Source organism: Kumtagia sp., from assembly GCF_059502445.1.
On sequence record NZ_JCACER010000060.1, the window covers coordinates 1 to 15,721 of the forward strand.

Here is a 15,721-nt window from a genome sequence, read left to right on the forward strand (position 1 = left end):
CCTTCGACACCAACGCTCTGGATTCCGGGTTCCGCTGCGCGGCCCCGGAATGACGGTCATCATCGGCATATGCGATTGCCCTGCCCGCAAGGGGGGAGACTGGTCGGCCGCGCGGCTTTCGCCAACCGCCGGCATTGCAGAAGGGGCGGAGGAGCCTAAGCCGGCCATCTCCCCCCTTGCGGGGGAGATGGCCGGCAGGCCGGAGGGGGGTGGGAAGAATCCCGGCGTAGACGCGTGTGGCGGCAAAAACATCCCGAAGTCGGGCTGCTGACCCATGCCCGACCAAAAGATCTTCGCCGGTCCGCGCATCCGCCGCATCCGCAATGCCAAGGGCCTCACCCAGACGGCGATGGCCGAGGGGCTCGGCATCTCGCCCTCCTATCTCAACCTGATCGAGCGCAACCAGCGGCCGCTCACCGTCCAGCTCATCCTCAAGCTCGCCTCGGCCTACAAGGTCGAGCCGGAGGAGCTGCAGGGCGAGGCGCGGGGCTCGGTGGCGGCGCTGAAGGAGGTGTTTTCCGATCCGCTGCTGGCCGGCGAGCTGCCGGGCGACCAGGAGCTGGTCGAGGTGGCCGAGGCCGCACCCAACGCGGCCGCGGGCGTGATCAAGCTTTTCCGCGCCTATCGCGAGCAGGCGGAGCGGCTGTCCGGTCTATCGGAACTGCTGGCGCGGGAAGGGCGCGGCAGCGCCCTTTCGGCGGCGCGCCTGCCGGCCGACGAGGTGCGCGACGTGTTCGAGCGGCGGCCCAACCATTTTGCGGCCCTGGAGGAGGAAGCGGAAGCCTTCGCCGCCGCGCTCGAGCCCGGCGACGATCTGTTCGGCGCGCTGAAGGCCTGGCTGAAGCGCGAATACGGCATCGCCGTGCGGGTGCTGCCGGCCGCCACCATGCCCAACTGGCGCCGCCGCTACGACCGCCATTCGCAGCGTCTCTTCATTTCCGAGCGCCTGTCGCCCTTCGATAGGCTGCGCGAGGTGGCGATGGAGGCGTGCCTCATCCGCATGCGCGCGGCGGTGGCAGCGGAGATCCAGGCGCTGGAACTGTCGTCGGACGAGGCGCGTCGCCTCGCCCGCTTCGAGCTCGGCCGCTATGGCGCGCACGCCCTGATGATGCCCTACGCCGCCTTCCACGCGGCCGCTGTCCGCGCCCGCTACGACGTCGACGTGCTGCGCTCGCGCTTCGGCGTCTCCTTCGAGCAGGCGGCCAACCGGCTGACGACGCTGCAGCGGCCGGGGGCTGTGGGCATCCCGTTCTTCATGCTGGAGGTCGACAATGCCGGCAACCGGTTTCGCCGGGCAGGCAGCCAGGGTTTTCCGCAAAACCGCTTCGGCGGCGGCTGCCCGAAGCTCGCCGTCCACGCCGCCTTCGGCCAGCCAGGCCAGGTCCTGGTCGAAGCCGTCGAGATGCCGGACGGCGCCGCCTTCCTGACCGTCGCCCGCACGCTGGAAGGGCCGCAGGGCGCCTTCGACGAGCGGCCGCGCCGAACCGCGCTTCTGTTGGGCTGCGACATCGGCTTCACGGACGAGACCGTGTACGGCGCGGCTCTTCCCGCCGCGCCGTACACGCGTTCAGCCGCTGCGGGCGGCATTTCCGCAAGACCGCGCGAGTTCGTTGCGACCTCGATCGGCCCGGCCTGCCGGCTGTGCGAGCGCGTCGGCTGCCTCGCCCGCGCCGAGCCGCCGGTCACCCGCCCGCTGGGGCTGGACGAGATGGTGACGGGTCTGAGCGCCTTCGATTTTCAGTGAGGCGAAGGGGCTCGCGTCGAGGTCAGCGTGCTCTGGTTCCGTTCCGCCGTCGACTCCGACTACTCCGCCAGCCCCGAAAGCACCGCATACGCAGCCTTCACCCGCTCGGCATTGGGATAGAATTTGTTGGCGAGCATGACGATGCCGATCTTCTTCGCCGGGATGTAGGCGACATAGGCGCCGAAGCCGCCGGTCGAGCCGGTCTTGTTGACGATCACGTCGGCCTGCGGCGGCATCGGCGGTTCGATCGCTTTGGCCGGCGTGGCGCTCCGGGCCATCTCCGGGGAATTGCCGGCGAGCATCCTGTCCAGCGCGACCGGGTAGGGATACTGCTCCCAGATCAGGTCCTGGACGATCTCGCCGGCGCGGAAATAGCCGACATGCGTCGCATCGACCGCCCGCGCGACAGGGCCGGGCACGATTGCGATGCCCATGTTCACGTCGACGTAGCGGATCATGTCGACGGCGTTCGACTTGACCCCATAGGCTTCGTGCGCCAGCAGCGCGGGCGTGACCCGCACCGGCTTGTCCCGCCGGTTGTATCCCCAGGCGTAGGATTTCATCTCGCCCTTGGGGACGTCGATATAGGTGCGTTGCAGGCCGAGCTGCGGGAACAGCTTTTCTTCCATCAGCGCCTTGAAGCTCGACCCCATGGCCTTTGCGGCAACGATGCCGAGAAGGCCGGCACTGGGATTGGCATAGCTGCGGTGCGTGCCGGGCTCGAACTGCGGCTTCCATCCGCGATAATAGGCGACGAGCTGCTTCTGGTTCTTGACGTCGTCCGGCAGCTGCAGCGGAAAACCGCCCGTCGTGTGGGTGGCGAGATCGAGCACGCGCACCGCGTCCAGCGCGCTTCCCTTGAGCTCCGGCATGTGGTCGCTGACGCTGTCGGTCAATGAAAGCTTGCCTTCGACCTCGGCATAGGCGGCAAGGGTCGCCGTGAAGGTCTTGCTGATCGAGCCCAGCTCGAACAGCGTATCGCGCGTGACGGCGACCCGCGGCTTCTTCGACGCCAGGCCGTACTCGAAAAAGTGATGCTCGCCGGCGATGGTCACGGCAACCGCCATGCCCGGTATGCCGTATTGCTCGATCACCGGCTTCACCGCCTCGTCCACCAGCTGCCGCACCCTCGCGTCCTCGGGGCTGGCGCCGAAGGCACCAGATAGGCCGCCCAGCATGCAGGCAAGCAGGCCTGCGGCGAGCTTTACGTGGGATCGTTTGGACAAGGCGAACTCCTCGGTTTGGACAGGGACCGGTTTATGACCCGCTGGAACTGCCCACAAACGATGATAAGTCGGTCCAGCCATAAGTTTTCCTGGGGCATCGTCAATGGTTCGGCCTTATCTTCCGCTCAACGCGTTGCGGGCTTTCGAGGCCTCGGCCCGCCATCTCTCCTTCACCCGGGCCGGCATCGAGCTTTCCGTGACGCAGGCTGCCGTCAGCCAGCAGGTCCGCACCCTCGAGCAGCGAATGGGCGTGCAATTGTTCCGCCGGCTGCCGCGCGGCCTCAGGATCACGGCAGAGGGCGAGGCGCTGCTGCCGGTCGTGAGCGATGCCTTCGACCGCCTGGCAACGACGCTCGACCGGGTCGGCTCGGGAAAGGTCCGCGAATTGCTGGTGGTGGGAGCGGTCGGCACCTTCGCGGTCGGCTGGCTGCTGCCGCGGCTCGAAAGCTTCAGGCGCGCGCACCCCTTCGTCGAGCTGAGGCTGTCCACCAACAACAACCGCGTCGACCTGGCTGCCGAAGGGCTGGATTTTTCCATCCGCTTCGGCAACGGCGCCTGGCACGGCCTCGATGCGACCGAACTGTTCGAGGCGCCGCTGACGCCGCTCTGCACCCCCGCCCTGGCCGCCGCGCTCCGCTCTCCGCAGGATCTCGGCGAACTCACGCTGCTGCGCAGCTATCGCGCCGACGAATGGAGCCGCTGGTTCGCTGCCGCCGGCGTCGAGGCTCCGCCGAACCTTGCCGGCGCCATCGTCTTCGACTCCTCGCTCGCCATGATGGAGGCGGCCGAGCAGGGCGTGGGCGTCGCCCTGGCTCCCGCGCTGATGTTCTCGCGCCAGTTGCGCAACGGCTCGATCCGGCGGCCGTTCCGCGCCTCCATTTCGCTCGGCAGCTACTGGCTGACCAGGCTCAAGTCGCGGCAGCCGACCGCCGCCATGCTGGCGTTCGCCGGCTGGATCGTAGCTCAGGAGCCCGAGTTTCGGCGAGAACCGCCCGGCGAGGCGCCCGGCTAGTCCGATGGCCGGCAGCGGAGCATTCCGGCCATGCTCGCCTGCATCGGCCGCGAATTGTCCCAACCGGATGCCTTGCCTGGATCACGCCAGCATGGCGATCATCCGCTAGGCGAAGCGGAGCCGACGTGATCTCCGGCCGGGGCGGACCGCGCCCTGCCTCCCTGGCGACGGGCCTTTGCCGCGATGACCGATATGACCGCTGCGCAACCGGCACCCGCCTCCTCGCAAGGCGAGGAGCGGATCGGCATGCTGCTGGTCTTCCTGTCGGCCTTCGCCTGGAGCACCGGCGGCGCCATCGCCCGCTTCCTCGAGGCGGACGACGACTGGACCATCGTGTTCTGGCGCTCGCTGTTCGCCGCTCTGTTCCTGCTCGGATTCCTGCTCTTGCGTGACGGGCCCCGCGGGGCCGCCTTGCAGTTCCGGCAGATGGGTTGGCCGGGCGTGGCGGTCGGGCTGTTCTTCACCGCCGCCTCCACCTGCTTCGTGCTCGCCATCGCCCACACCACCATCGCCAACGTGCTCCTGATCAATGCCGGCGTGCCGCTGATCGCCGCCCTGCTCGGCTGGGTGTTCTTTCGCGACAAGGTGTCGGCGGCGACCTGGGTGGCGATCTTCGCCGTGCTGGCCGGCGTGGCGGTCATGGTGTCGGGTTCCTTCGACGGCCGTATCTCGCCGGTCGGCGACCTGCTCGCCATGACCATCGCCGTTTCCTTCGCGTCCGCAACCGTGATCACCCGCCGCTATTCGGGCGTGCGCATGACCTCGGCCGTCTGCTTCGGCACCATCGTCGCCTGCGCCGTCGGCTTCGTCATGTCCGGGTCGCTGGCGGTTTCCCTGCGTGACCTGGGGTTGCTCTTCGCTTTCGGCGCGCTCAATCTCGGGCTGGGCATGGCGCTGTTCGCCAGCGGCGCCCGGCTGGTGCCGGCCTCCATGGCCGCGCTGCTCGGCACCTTCGAGACCATTGCCGGTCCGCTATGGGTCTGGCTGATCCATGGCGAGGTCCCCTCCGCCCGCACCGTCGTCGGCGGCGCGGTGGTGTTTGCCGCGCTGCTGGCGCATATCGGCATGCAGTTGCGGCGGCAGTCCCGTCCGGCACGGCCCGGCGTCACCGGAATTCCCGCGCCCCATTGACAGCTTCGCGGTCCAGGGCGCACCTTGACCGCCGTCTGAACAAACCGACAGGCGTATCTTGCCAGCATCCGCAGCGGGCCGCATCGAGGGCCGTGCAGGTTTCAGAAAAACGATCCGGTCCGCGTGCCGGCGCTCGGCAGCCGCCCTTGCGGTCCTGTCGAACGCGACTTCCCACTCCTCCGGAGGATTCGTAGGCTTGCCCGTGCCCGGCTTCGTCGCGGCCGGGCTGGGACGAAATGTCCGCCGGTCAAATCCGGCTTGTCGCACCGCCGCAACGCCAATAATCTTTGTTGAAAACCGGACGCCGAACCATCCGAAGCGCGCGTCCGCCGGGAACAGTTGAAGAGGAGAACATCATGATCCGAAACGCGCTCCGGCTGTCCGCAGCCACGGCCCTTCTGACCGTTTTCGCCGCCGGCGCCGGCGCGCAGGAGCGGGTCGTCAACGTCTACAACTGGTCGGACTATATCGATAGCTCGATCATCGACGAGTTCACCAAGGAAACCGGCATCAAGGTCGTCTACGACGTCTTCGATTCCAATGAGATACTGGAGACCAAGCTGCTTGCCGGCGGCACCGGTTATGACGTCGTGGTGCCGACCGCCAACTTCCTCGCCCGCCAGATCCAGGCCGGCGTGTTCCAGAAGCTCGACAAGTCGAAGCTGCCGAACATTTCCAACATGTGGGACGTGGTCAACGAGCGCACCGCCAAATACGATCCCGGCAACGAATATTCGATCAATTACATGTGGGGCACGGTCGGCATCGGCTACAATGTCGACAAGGTGAAGGCGGCCCTCGGCATCGACAAGGTCGACAGCTGGGACGTCTTCTACAAGCCGGAGAATCTCGCCAAGCTGAAGGATTGCGGCGTCTACGTGCTCGATTCCCCGCAGGACATCATCCCCACCACCTTCAAATATCTCGGCATGGACCCCGAAGCCAACACGGCCGAGGATTTCGCCAAGGCCGAGGAGGCGATGCTGGCGATCCGGCCGAGCATCCGCAAATTCCACTCCTCCGAATACATCAACGCGCTCGCCAACGGCGACATCTGCCTGGCGGTCGGCTGGTCCGGCGACGTCTTCCAGGCCCGCGATCGCGCCTCGGAAGCCAACCAGGGCGTCACCGTCGACTTCGTGGTGCCGAAGGAAGGCGCGGAGATGTGGTTCGACCAGATGGCCATCCCGGCCGACGCGCCGCATGCCGCAGAGGCGCATGAGTTCCTGAACTACATCATGAAGCCGGAGGTCGCCGCCAAGGCCTCGAACTACATCTTCTACGCCAACGGCAACAAGGCCTCGCAGCAGTTCATCGACAAGGAGATTCTCGACGACCCGGCGATCTATCCGGACGAAGCTACTCTGCAGAAACTGTTCACCGTGGCCCCCTACGATCCGAAGTCGCAGCGTCTGCTGACGCGCTCCTGGACCAGGATCACCACGGGGCAGTGAAGCAAAGGTCCCGGCGGTCATCCCGCCGGGACTTTCATGTCGGGGACAGGGGACAGGGGACAGGGACAATGAAATCGCTCGGCAGCATCCGCAGGTCGTTCGCGCCGTGGAACGATCCTGACGCCAGGCCGTACATCGCCTTCGAGAACGTCACGAAACGGTTCGGCGACTTCACCGCGGTCAACAACCTGTCCCTGTCGATCTACGAGCGCGAGTTCTTCGCGCTGCTCGGCGCGTCCGGCTGCGGGAAGTCGACGCTGCTCCGAATGCTCGCCGGCTTCGACGAGCCGACTTCGGGCCGCATCCTGCTCGACGGGCAGGATTTGCGCGGCATCCCGCCCTATCGCCGCCCCGTCAACATGATGTTCCAGTCCTACGCGCTGTTCCCGCACATGACGGTCGAGCAGAACATCGCCTTCGGCTTGAAGCAGGAGGGCATGCCGAAGCCGGAGATCGAGACGCGCGTCGCCGACATGCTGAAGCTGGTCAAGCTGACGCAGTTCGCCAAGCGCAAGCCGCACCAGCTCTCCGGCGGCCAGCGCCAGCGCGTCGCATTGGCCCGCTCGGTGGCCAAGCGCCCGAAGGTGCTGCTGCTCGACGAGCCGCTCGGCGCGCTTGACAAGAAGCTGCGCGAGGAGACGCAGTTCGAGCTGATGGACCTGCAGCAGTCGCTCGGCCTCACCTTCGTCATCGTCACGCACGACCAGGAAGAGGCGATGACGATGGCCGACCGCATCGCCATCCTCGACAAGGGCGAGGTGATGCAGGTCGCCACCCCGGCCGAAGTCTACGAGGCGCCGGGCTCGCGCTACGTCGCCAGCTTCGTCGGCAACGTCAACATGCTGGAAGGCACCGTCGCCGAGCGCACCGAAAACCGCGCAAGGATAACCGGCGCCAGCGGCGCTGAGATCGTTGTGGAGAATGCCGGCGACGCGGCCGCGGGCAACACGGTCGCCTTCGCCATCCGCCCGGAGAAGATAAAAGTGTCGTCGCGCCCGCCGGCGGAAGGCACGGCCAATGTCATGGAGGGCGAGATCTACGACCTCGCCTATCTCGGCGACATGACCGTCTACCACGTCAGGCTGGCCGACGGGCAGGTGCTCAAGGCCAGCGCGCTCAACAGCTCGCGTATCACCGAGGATCCGCTGAGCTGGAACGACCGCGCCTGGGTGTCCTTCGCGCCGGATGCCGGCGTCGTGCTGACGCGGTAGGAGGGGAAGATGGCCGACACGGCAGTATCTTCCTCGCCCACGATCCAGGCGGCCCAAACCGCATCCGCGGCGTCCGGCACGCTGCTGGGCGCCATCACCGGCCGGCTGGTGATCGTTGTTCCCTATCTGTGGCTGACGTTCTTTTTCCTCGTCCCGTTCTTCATCGTCTTCAAGATTTCGCTGTCGCAGACGGCGATCGCCATGCCGCCCTATACGCCGGTGTTCGGCGTCGACGGTTTCTTCGATGCGCTGAGCCAGCTCAATTTCGACAACTATGTCTGGCTGACCGAGGATGCGCTCTATTTCAACGCCTATGTGTCGAGCGTCGTCATCGCCGGCATCTCGACCGTTCTGGCGCTGCTCATCGCCTATCCCATCGCCTACGGCATGGCGCGCGCGCCGGCATCCATCCGGCCGACCCTGCTGATGCTCGTCATCCTGCCGTTCTGGACGAGCTTCCTGATCCGCGTCTACGCCTGGATCGGCATCCTCAAGCCCGAGGGCCTGCTCAACCAGGTGCTGCTGGCGACCGGCATCATCGACACGCCGCTGGTCATATTGAACACCCATACGGCCATCTTCATCGGCATCGTCTATTCCTACCTGCCCTTCATGGTGCTGCCGCTCTACTCCTCGCTGGAGAAGATGGACTATTCGCTGATCGAGGCCGCGCAGGACCTCGGCTGCCCGCCCATCAGCGCCTTCTGGAAGATCACCTTCCCGCTGTCTTTGCCCGGCGTCGTCGCCGGCTGCATGCTGGTCTTCATCCCGGCCGTCGGCGAGTTCGTCATCCCCGACCTGCTCGGCGGCTCGGAGACGCTGATGATCGGCAAGACCTTGTGGAACGAATTCAACGCCAATCGCGACTGGCCGGTCTCGTCGGCCGTGGCGGTGATCCTGCTGCTGATCCTCATCGTGCCGATCATGATCTTCCAGAACGCGCAGGCGCGCGCCCAGGAGCAGGGCAGATGAGCGGCAACTGGACGCGCTTCAACATCGTCTCGATCGTGCTCGGCTTCGCCTTCCTCTATCTGCCGATCGTGCTGCTCGTCGTCTTCTCCTTCAACGAGTCCCGCCTGGTGACGGTGTGGGGCGGCTTCTCCACCAAGTGGTACGTGTCGCTGTTCAACAACCAGGGCCTGATGGACGCCGCCTGGGTGACGATCCGCGTCGGCTTCATCTCGGCGACGGTGGCGACGGTGCTCGGCACGCTGGCCGCGCTTGCGCTCACCCGCTACACGCGCTTTCGCGGGCGAATCCTGTTTTCCGGCATGGTATTCGCGCCGCTGGTCATGCCGGAAGTCATCACCGGCCTGTCGCTGCTGCTCCTGTTCGTCGCCATCGGGCTCGACCGCGGCTTCTTCACGGTGACGCTCGCCCACATCACATTCTCCATGTGCTTCGTCGCCGTGGTGGTGCAGTCGCGGCTGATGACCTTCGACCGCTCCCTCGAGGAGGCGGCGATGGACCTCGGCGCGCCGCCGGTGAAGACCTTCTTCCAGATCACCCTGCCGGTGATCCTGCCGGCCATCGTGTCGGGATGGATGCTGGCCTTCACGCTCTCGCTCGACGATCTCGTCATCGCCAGCTTCACCTCGGGGCCGGGTGCCACCACGCTGCCGATGAAGATCTATTCGCAGGTGCGCCTCGGCGTGACGCCGGAGATCAACGCCGCCTGCACGCTGCTGATCGCCATCGTCGCCGTCGGCGTCATCATCGCCTCGGTCGCCAACAAGCGCCGCGAGGTGCAGCGGGCGCGAGACGAGCAGGCCGCCCAGCGGGGATAGGGGGCACGGCCGCGCCGCGGCCGCGGCCGTTCAATTCCCTGCCGGCGCCGTCGGCGAGATGAGCGGGGCCGCCCAGGAGCCGCCGACGAAGAAACCGGCCTCGTCCGGGAGCGGGTTCGGCGGGGCGGGCGGCCTGAGCGGGCCGATCCCGCCGGTCAGCGCCAGCCCGAGATCGGCGTAGGAGGCGAGGCCGGAAATCCACAGCCGGCGATCGCCGAAGCGCGCTTCCGCCTCGTCGATCCGGGCGACGCCGGCGACGATCTCGGCGCCGAGGTCGAGGCCGTCGATCTGCAACTCGCCATTGGCGGTCTCGGCCAGCGAGAAGAAGCCGCCCTTGCGGCAGAGCTCCAGGAAGGTCGTGAGATCGAACCGCGACAGCGTCCCGGCGCCGAAGCGCGCGGCGAAGCTGCCGCTGCCGGACTGCAGCGCGGACCGGGCGTCGCTGCCTTCGCCGCGGAGCGTCAGCGACACCGCGCCGCGCCCGCTCGGCACGAGCTGCGTCATCCCCGCGGCGGCTCCGAAGGCGCGGCCGTCGACGTTCGAGGCGGTAAGCGTCATCTCGGCGCCGATCCCGGCGGCCTGCCTGGTAAAGCGCATGCCCGCCCGGAATTCGCCGCCAAGAGAGCGGGCGTCGAGTATGTCGAGCGCCACAGATCCCTTGCGGGCCTGTATGGCGGCCGCGACTTCCGCCATCTGCAGGCCGCCCATGGCGGCGCGGTCGGCGGAGAGCCGCATGTCCAGAAGCAGATGATCGCCGGCCGGTGCCCCGTCCGGCTCCGGTCGGCTTCCCGTCAGCGGCAGCAGCGCCTTCAGCACCTGGTCGAACCCGACGCTGTCGAAGGCGAGCGACCCGGACACCGCGGGCCCGCCGGACCGCAACACCAGCTCGACGGCGCCGGTCGCCCTGGCCTCGTTGACCTGCAGGCTGGCCTCTTCCAGCTTGATGCGGCGGTCGTCGCTGGAGACCGCGCCTGAAAGCGAGAAGGCGCGCAGGTTCTCCCAGTCCGGGTTGTCGGTGCCCAGCCAGTTGGCGAGCCGGTCGAACGAACCCGCGGAGAGGCTGATCCGGCCGTTGAGGAACGGAATTGCGGCGAGCGTGGCGGTGCCGTCGAAGGAAGCGGAGGCGGGAGCGGCCGAAGCGGAGACGCGCAGCGGTGCCGCGGCTCCGGCCATCAGCAGCAGCGGATTGGCGCTGCCGAGCTCGAGCCGCACGGCCTCGCCGCGCCAGCTGCCGCGCAAAGCGAGGCTGCCTGCCTCGTCGAAGGCGGGCCAGTCGATGCTGCCTTCGATGCCGGTCGCCAGCGGTTCCGCCGCGCCGCCATCCGGACCGACGATGCGGCCCTGCACGATCCGCAGGCTGCCGAACGCATCGTCCGGCAGGTCGGCGCGTGCCGCGGCAGGGCCTTTCTCCGCAAGAGTGGCGCGGGTCCGCTCCACGGCCGCGCGGATGCGCCCCTTGCCCGCGAAGACGGTCAGCGGATCGCCGTCCGTGCCGACGGCAAGGGTGGGCCGCACCAGCGTTGCCGATGTGAAGACGGCGTCGCCGCGCATCGCCGCCAGCGGAGCGAGCTCGATCTCCATCCGCTCGACGGTTCCGACGGGGTTACCGGACGCCGACGCCGGGTCGGAAAAGGTGATATCTGTCAGCACCGCGTGCAATTGCGGCCAGATCACCAGCTCGGGCGGCGCGCCGATCTCGACGCGGTAGCCGCTCCAGGTGCCGATCTCGGCGGCGATGCGGTCGCGCACGATGCGGGTGGAGGCGACGTAGGGGATTATCGCGAGCGCCGCGGCGGCGAGCACGGTCGCGGCCGCGAGTACCCAGATGCTCCGCCTCAGCGTTGACGATGGCATATGCTCGATCAAGCCCTTCTTGGAACGCGGTCAGCCGGCTTCCGGGTTTAGCGGACTGGCGCGGCATTTCAACCGATTGTGGTCGGCCAATGACGCTTGCCGTTGGTACGCTTGTGTGCTTTTTGCGCTTGTGCAGTGCACTATGCATGAGCGGTGCGGTGTCGGGAGGAAAAGCATGAGCAGCACGCAGCCACTGTGGATTCCGGATGCGGCGCGTATCGGCGAGGCGCCAATCACGGCCTTCACGGGGCTTGTCGAAAGCGCTGCCGGCAGGCGGTTCGGCAGTTATGCCGAGCTGCATCGCTGGTCGGTCGAGGATCGTGCCGCCTTCTGGTCGCTGGTGTGGGATTTTGCCGCCATCCGCGGCGACAAGGGCGATCGCCTGCTGATCGACGGCGACCGCATGCCCGGCGCCGCCTTCTTTCCCGACGCACGCCTGAATTTCGCGGAAAACCTGCTGCGCAGGACGGGCAGCGGCGACGCCCTGGTCTTCCGCGGCGAGGACAAGGTCGAGCGCCGCTTTTCCTGGGACGACCTGCACGCGCTTGTATCGAAGCTGCAGCAGCTCCTGCGATCGCTGGGCGTGAAGGCGGGCGACCGCGTCGCCGCCATGATGCCGAACATGCCCGAGACCATCGCCGCGATGCTCGCCACGGCCTCGATCGGCGCCGTCTGGTCGTCCTGTTCGCCCGATTTCGGCGAGCAGGGCGTGCTCGACCGTTTTGGCCAGATCGAGCCGGTCGTCTTCATCGCGCCCGACGGCTACTGGTACAACGGCAAGGCGATCGACGTTGCCGCCAAGGTGGCGGCTGTCGCTGCGAAGCTGCCCAGCCTGCGCAAGGTGCTGATCGTCGACTATCTCGGCAGTGCCGAGGCGGCGGCGGCGGCCGTTCCGGGCGCGGACACGCTGGCGTCGGCAACCGCCGGCTTCGCGGCGAAGCCGGTCGCCTTCGAGCCGCTGCCCTTCGCCCATCCGCTCTACATCCTCTATTCCTCCGGCACGACCGGCATCCCGAAATGCATCGTCCATTCGGCCGGCGGAACGCTTTTGCAGCACGTCAAGGAGCATCGGCTGCATGCCGGCGTGCGCGAGGGCGACCGTGTCTTCTACTTCACCACCTGCGGCTGGATGATGTGGAACTGGCTGGTGTCGGGGCTCGCAGTCGGGGCGACGCTGCTGCTCTATGACGGCTCGCCGTTCCATCCCTCCGGCAACATCCTGTTCGACTATGCCGACCGGGAAGGCATGACCCATTTCGGCACCTCGGCGAAATTCATCGATTCCGTGCGCAAGGCCGGGCTGAGGCCGCTCGACACGCACACGCTCTCGACCGTTCGGGCGGTGCTCTCCACCGGCTCGCCGCTGTCGCCGGAGGGCTTCCGTTTCGTCTATGAGGGGATCAAGGCGGACGTGCATCTCGCCTCGATCTCCGGCGGCACCGACATCGTCTCCTGCTTCGTGCTCGGCGTCCCGACCCTGCCGGTGTGGAGCGGCGAGATCCAGGCGGCCGGCCTCGGCATGGCGATGGACGTGTGGGACGACGACGGCCTGCATGTCGAGCGCGAGAAGGGCGAGCTCGTCTGCACCAAGGCGTTCCCGTCCATGCCGATCGGCTTCTGGAACGATCCGGACGGCAAGAAGTACCGCGGCGCCTATTTCGAGCGCTTCGACAACATCTGGTGCCATGGCGATTTCGCCGAATGGACGGAACATGGCGGCTTGATCATCCACGGCCGTTCCGACGCCACCCTCAACCCCGGCGGCGTGCGCATCGGCACGGCCGAGATCTACAACCAGGTCGAGCAGATGCCGGAGATCGCCGAGGCGCTGTGCATCGGCCAGGATTTCGACGACGACGTCCGCGTCGTGCTGTTCGTGCGGCTGGCGGCGGGTGTCTCGCTCGACGAGGAGCTGGAAAAGCGCATCCGCGCGAAAATCCGCACCGGTGCTAGCCCGCGCCACGTGCCGGCCAGGATCGTCGCCGTCGCCGACATTCCGCGCACCAAGTCGGGCAAGATCACCGAGCTCGCGGTGCGCGAGGTGGTGCACGGCCGCCCGGTCAAGAACAAGGAGGCGCTGGCCAATCCCGAGGCGCTGGAGCTCTATCGCGATCTTCCCCAGCTCAAGGCCTGACGGGGGCCCGGGCCGAACATGGTAAACCAAATCTTTCGATCAAATTTACCTAGATTTCCGACGTGGCACGGTTGGCTAGAGCTTTGCCTTCCGCGGTAAGGACTCGTTAACGAACGGGCGGCATAGTTGCCTCAACTTGAAGGAGAAATCCCTGCCCTCCCAAGGGTTGCTTTCTCAAGCCCCCGTAGTTGACAGCATCAAGCCTAGGCGTCCGAAAGGGCGCCTTTTTCTTTGTGCCCGTGCCATGGCCGACCCTGCGAACCCGATCGCTTCGGGTATTTCCGTCAGAGCGACGCTTCCTGGTCGCGCGCCAGCGCGCGCGACAGCAGCATCACCGGCACGGTGGCCGTGGCGATGATCAGCAGCGCCGCGACCGCGCCGTCCTCGACCACCGCGCGCGAGGCGTTCTCGTAGACCAGCGTCGCCAGCGTGTTGAAGCCGAAGGGCCTGAGCAGGATCGTCGCCGACAGCTCCTTCACCGTGTCGACGAAGACCAGCACCAGCGCCGTCAGGATCGCCGGCTTGAGCAGCGGGGCGAGGATCAGCGTGGCGCTGGCGAGCGGCGGCTTGCCCAGGCTGCGCGCCGCCTCGTCGAGGCTCGCCGGCAGCTTTTCCAGGCCCGTCCGCACCGCGCCCTCGGCCAGCGCCAGGAAGCGGATGGTGCAGGCCAGCACGACCGCGGTCGCCGACCCGGTCATCAGCAGCCCGGTCGAGACGCCGAGATGGGCGCGCGCCAGCGCGTCGATCGCATTGTCGGCCCTGGCCAGCGAATAGAGCAGGCCGAGGCCGAGTATGGTGCCGGGCAGGGCGTAGCCGACCGAGGCGAGGCGCACCAGCACGCGCATCGGGCCGGAGCGCGAGACGCGCACCGCATAGATCAGGAACAGCGCGATCGCCACGGTGAGCAGGGAAGCCACGCCGGCGGTGAGCACGCTGTTCAGGAAGGCCTTTGCCAGATCGACGTTGATCAGGCTGTCGAGCCGCCGCGAGGCGTAGCGGCCGAACACCCACAGCGGCACGCCGAAGCCGAAGACGACCGGCGTTGCCACCGCCGCCAGCGCCGCGCCGGCGGCAAGCCCCTTCAGGCGAACGCGCGGCGGCCGCGCCCTGATCTGCGTGGCGCGGGCGTTGTGGAAGCGCTGCAGCCGCCGGGCGAACTGCTCGCAGGCGAGCAGCATCAGCACCAGGATCAGCATCAGCACGGCGAGCTGCGCCGCACCCTCCAGGCTGCCGCGGTTGATCCAGGTCGTGTAGACGGCGGCCGTCAGCGTGCGCACGCCGAGATATTCGGCGACGCCGATGTCGTTGATGGTCTCCATCAGCACCAGCACGACGCCGGCGGCGATCGCCGGCCGCGCCACCGGCAGCAGCACCCGGAAGAAGACGCGTGCCGGCCGCGCCCCGAGGGTGCGCGCCACGTCGCCGATGTTGCGGCCCTGCATCAGGAAGACGACGCGGCTGGTCAGGTAGACATAGGGATAGAGCACGCAGGTGAGCACGAAGGCCGCCCCCGGCGTCGAGCGCAGGTCCGGGAACCAGTAGTCCTGCGGTGTGTGGAAGCCGAAGACGACCCGCAGCGCCGACTGCACCGGCCCGGTGAACAGGAAGAACTCGCCGAAGGCGTAGGCCGCCAGATAGGGCGGCACCGCCAGCGGCAGCACCAGCACCCAGGACAACAGCCGGCGCAGCGGGAAATCGAAGCCGACCACCAGCCATGCCGCGGTCACGCCGACCACCGCGGTTCCCGCCGACACCATGGCGATCAGCACCGCGGTGGTGATCGCCGCGGTCGGCAGCACGTTGGCGGCCAGATGCGGCCAGTCCTCGCCGGTGCCCGACAGCGCGATGACGGTCAGCGTCGCGACCGGCAGCAGCACGATCGCCGATATGGCCAGCGCCACCGCCAGCATCAGCGGATGGCGGGCGCGGCGGACCGGCAGCGGGCGACTTGCGCCCGGGCTTGTGTCTGCCGCGGTCAGGTCCATGGCGGAACCATCACGCGGTTGTGGCCGCGTTACGGCCTGCGTCTTGAGCACCCCCCTCTGTCCTGCCGGACATCTCCCCCGCAAGGGGGGAGATTGGCAGCTTCGCTCTCCGCCCGCATTCTGCCGCGTCGGCGATTGGCGAAAGCAAAGCGGCCAGCCGATCTCCCCCCTTGCGGGGGAGAT

Annotated in this window: 11 protein-coding genes; 8 read left to right on the top strand and 3 right to left on the bottom strand. The window is 67.6% G+C overall.

Annotated features, from left to right (window positions below):
* The first annotated feature begins 274 nt into the window (after positions 1 to 274).
* Complete coding sequence (locus AC5JDC_RS17640; protein ID WP_495843182.1) at positions 275 to 1,744, top strand: helix-turn-helix domain-containing protein; 1,470 nt, start codon at positions 275 to 277, stop codon at positions 1,742 to 1,744.
* Between the two features lie 59 nt (positions 1,745 to 1,803).
* On the opposite strand, the gene ampC is transcribed toward AC5JDC_RS17640, so the two are convergent.
* Positions 1,804 to 2,922 carry a class C beta-lactamase gene (gene ampC / locus AC5JDC_RS17645; RefSeq protein ID WP_495843232.1) on the bottom strand — a complete coding sequence of 373 codons (1,119 nt, stop codon included), beginning with the start codon at positions 2,920 to 2,922 and terminating at the stop codon, positions 1,804 to 1,806.
* A gap of 151 nt (positions 2,923 to 3,073) precedes the next feature.
* Between ampC and AC5JDC_RS17650 the strand changes: the two genes are divergently transcribed.
* The 6 genes from AC5JDC_RS17650 (at position 3,074) to AC5JDC_RS17675 (ending at position 9,565) form a co-directional block, all read left to right on the top strand.
* The gene (locus AC5JDC_RS17650) at positions 3,074 to 3,982 is read left to right on the top strand and encodes a LysR family transcriptional regulator (RefSeq protein WP_495843184.1); all 909 of its coding nucleotides are present in this window, start codon (positions 3,074 to 3,076) and stop codon (positions 3,980 to 3,982) included.
* 183 nt (positions 3,983 to 4,165) lie between these two features.
* Positions 4,166 to 5,113 carry a DMT family transporter gene (locus AC5JDC_RS17655; protein ID WP_106773616.1) on the top strand — a complete coding sequence of 316 codons (948 nt, stop codon included), beginning with the start codon at positions 4,166 to 4,168 and terminating at the stop codon, positions 5,111 to 5,113.
* Positions 5,114 to 5,469: 356 nt separating this feature from the next.
* Positions 5,470 to 6,567 carry a polyamine ABC transporter substrate-binding protein gene (locus AC5JDC_RS17660; RefSeq protein ID WP_106773615.1) on the top strand — a complete coding sequence of 366 codons (1,098 nt, stop codon included), beginning with the start codon at positions 5,470 to 5,472 and terminating at the stop codon, positions 6,565 to 6,567.
* Between the two features lie 68 nt (positions 6,568 to 6,635).
* Positions 6,636 to 7,778: an ABC transporter ATP-binding protein gene (locus AC5JDC_RS17665; protein WP_106773614.1), complete on the top strand. Its 1,143-nt coding sequence runs from the start codon at positions 6,636 to 6,638 to the stop codon at positions 7,776 to 7,778.
* Between the two features lie 9 nt (positions 7,779 to 7,787).
* The gene (locus tag AC5JDC_RS17670) at positions 7,788 to 8,750 is read left to right on the top strand and encodes an ABC transporter permease subunit (protein WP_495843187.1); all 963 of its coding nucleotides are present in this window, start codon (positions 7,788 to 7,790) and stop codon (positions 8,748 to 8,750) included.
* Positions 8,747 to 9,565 carry an ABC transporter permease gene (locus AC5JDC_RS17675; RefSeq protein ID WP_106773612.1) on the top strand — a complete coding sequence of 273 codons (819 nt, stop codon included), beginning with the start codon at positions 8,747 to 8,749 and terminating at the stop codon, positions 9,563 to 9,565. Before AC5JDC_RS17670 ends, AC5JDC_RS17675 begins: the two co-directional genes overlap by 4 nt.
* A 30-nt stretch (positions 9,566 to 9,595) precedes the next feature.
* On the opposite strand, the gene AC5JDC_RS17680 is transcribed toward AC5JDC_RS17675, so the two are convergent.
* Positions 9,596 to 11,419, bottom strand: coding sequence for an AsmA family protein (locus AC5JDC_RS17680; protein ID WP_495843190.1), 1,824 nt, complete (start codon positions 11,417 to 11,419; stop codon positions 9,596 to 9,598).
* 175 nt (positions 11,420 to 11,594) lie between these two features.
* Here AC5JDC_RS17680 and AC5JDC_RS17685 point away from each other — a divergent pair, with 175 nt between their 5' ends.
* On the top strand, positions 11,595 to 13,553 hold the full coding sequence (locus AC5JDC_RS17685) for an acetoacetate--CoA ligase (RefSeq protein WP_495843192.1): 1,959 nt from the start codon (positions 11,595 to 11,597) through the stop codon (positions 13,551 to 13,553).
* Between the two features lie 284 nt (positions 13,554 to 13,837).
* Here the strand turns inward: AC5JDC_RS17685 and AC5JDC_RS17690 are convergent, their stop codons facing one another.
* Positions 13,838 to 15,538 (bottom strand): ABC transporter permease, encoded by a 1,701-nt coding sequence (locus AC5JDC_RS17690; RefSeq protein ID WP_495843194.1) that lies wholly within the window; start codon positions 15,536 to 15,538, stop codon positions 13,838 to 13,840.
* Positions 15,539 to 15,721 lie beyond the last annotated feature (183 nt).

Coding starts and splice junctions, on each gene's coding strand:
- AC5JDC_RS17685 (WP_495843192.1), top strand. CDS start 11,595: ATGAGCAGCACGCAGCCACTGTGGATTCCGGATGCGGCGCGTATCGGC.
- AC5JDC_RS17680 (WP_495843190.1), bottom strand. CDS start 11,419: ATGCCATCGTCAACGCTGAGGCGGAGCATCTGGGTACTCGCGGCCGCG.
- AC5JDC_RS17660 (WP_106773615.1), top strand. CDS start 5,470: ATGATCCGAAACGCGCTCCGGCTGTCCGCAGCCACGGCCCTTCTGACC.
- AC5JDC_RS17640 (WP_495843182.1), top strand. CDS start 275: ATGCCCGACCAAAAGATCTTCGCCGGTCCGCGCATCCGCCGCATCCGC.
- ampC (WP_495843232.1), bottom strand. CDS start 2,922: ATGCTGGGCGGCCTATCTGGTGCCTTCGGCGCCAGCCCCGAGGACGCG.
- AC5JDC_RS17670 (WP_495843187.1), top strand. CDS start 7,788: ATGGCCGACACGGCAGTATCTTCCTCGCCCACGATCCAGGCGGCCCAA.
- AC5JDC_RS17650 (WP_495843184.1), top strand. CDS start 3,074: ATGGTTCGGCCTTATCTTCCGCTCAACGCGTTGCGGGCTTTCGAGGCC.
- AC5JDC_RS17675 (WP_106773612.1), top strand. CDS start 8,747: ATGAGCGGCAACTGGACGCGCTTCAACATCGTCTCGATCGTGCTCGGC.
- AC5JDC_RS17655 (WP_106773616.1), top strand. CDS start 4,166: ATGACCGATATGACCGCTGCGCAACCGGCACCCGCCTCCTCGCAAGGC.
- AC5JDC_RS17690 (WP_495843194.1), bottom strand. CDS start 15,538: ATGGACCTGACCGCGGCAGACACAAGCCCGGGCGCAAGTCGCCCGCTG.
- AC5JDC_RS17665 (WP_106773614.1), top strand. CDS start 6,636: ATGAAATCGCTCGGCAGCATCCGCAGGTCGTTCGCGCCGTGGAACGAT.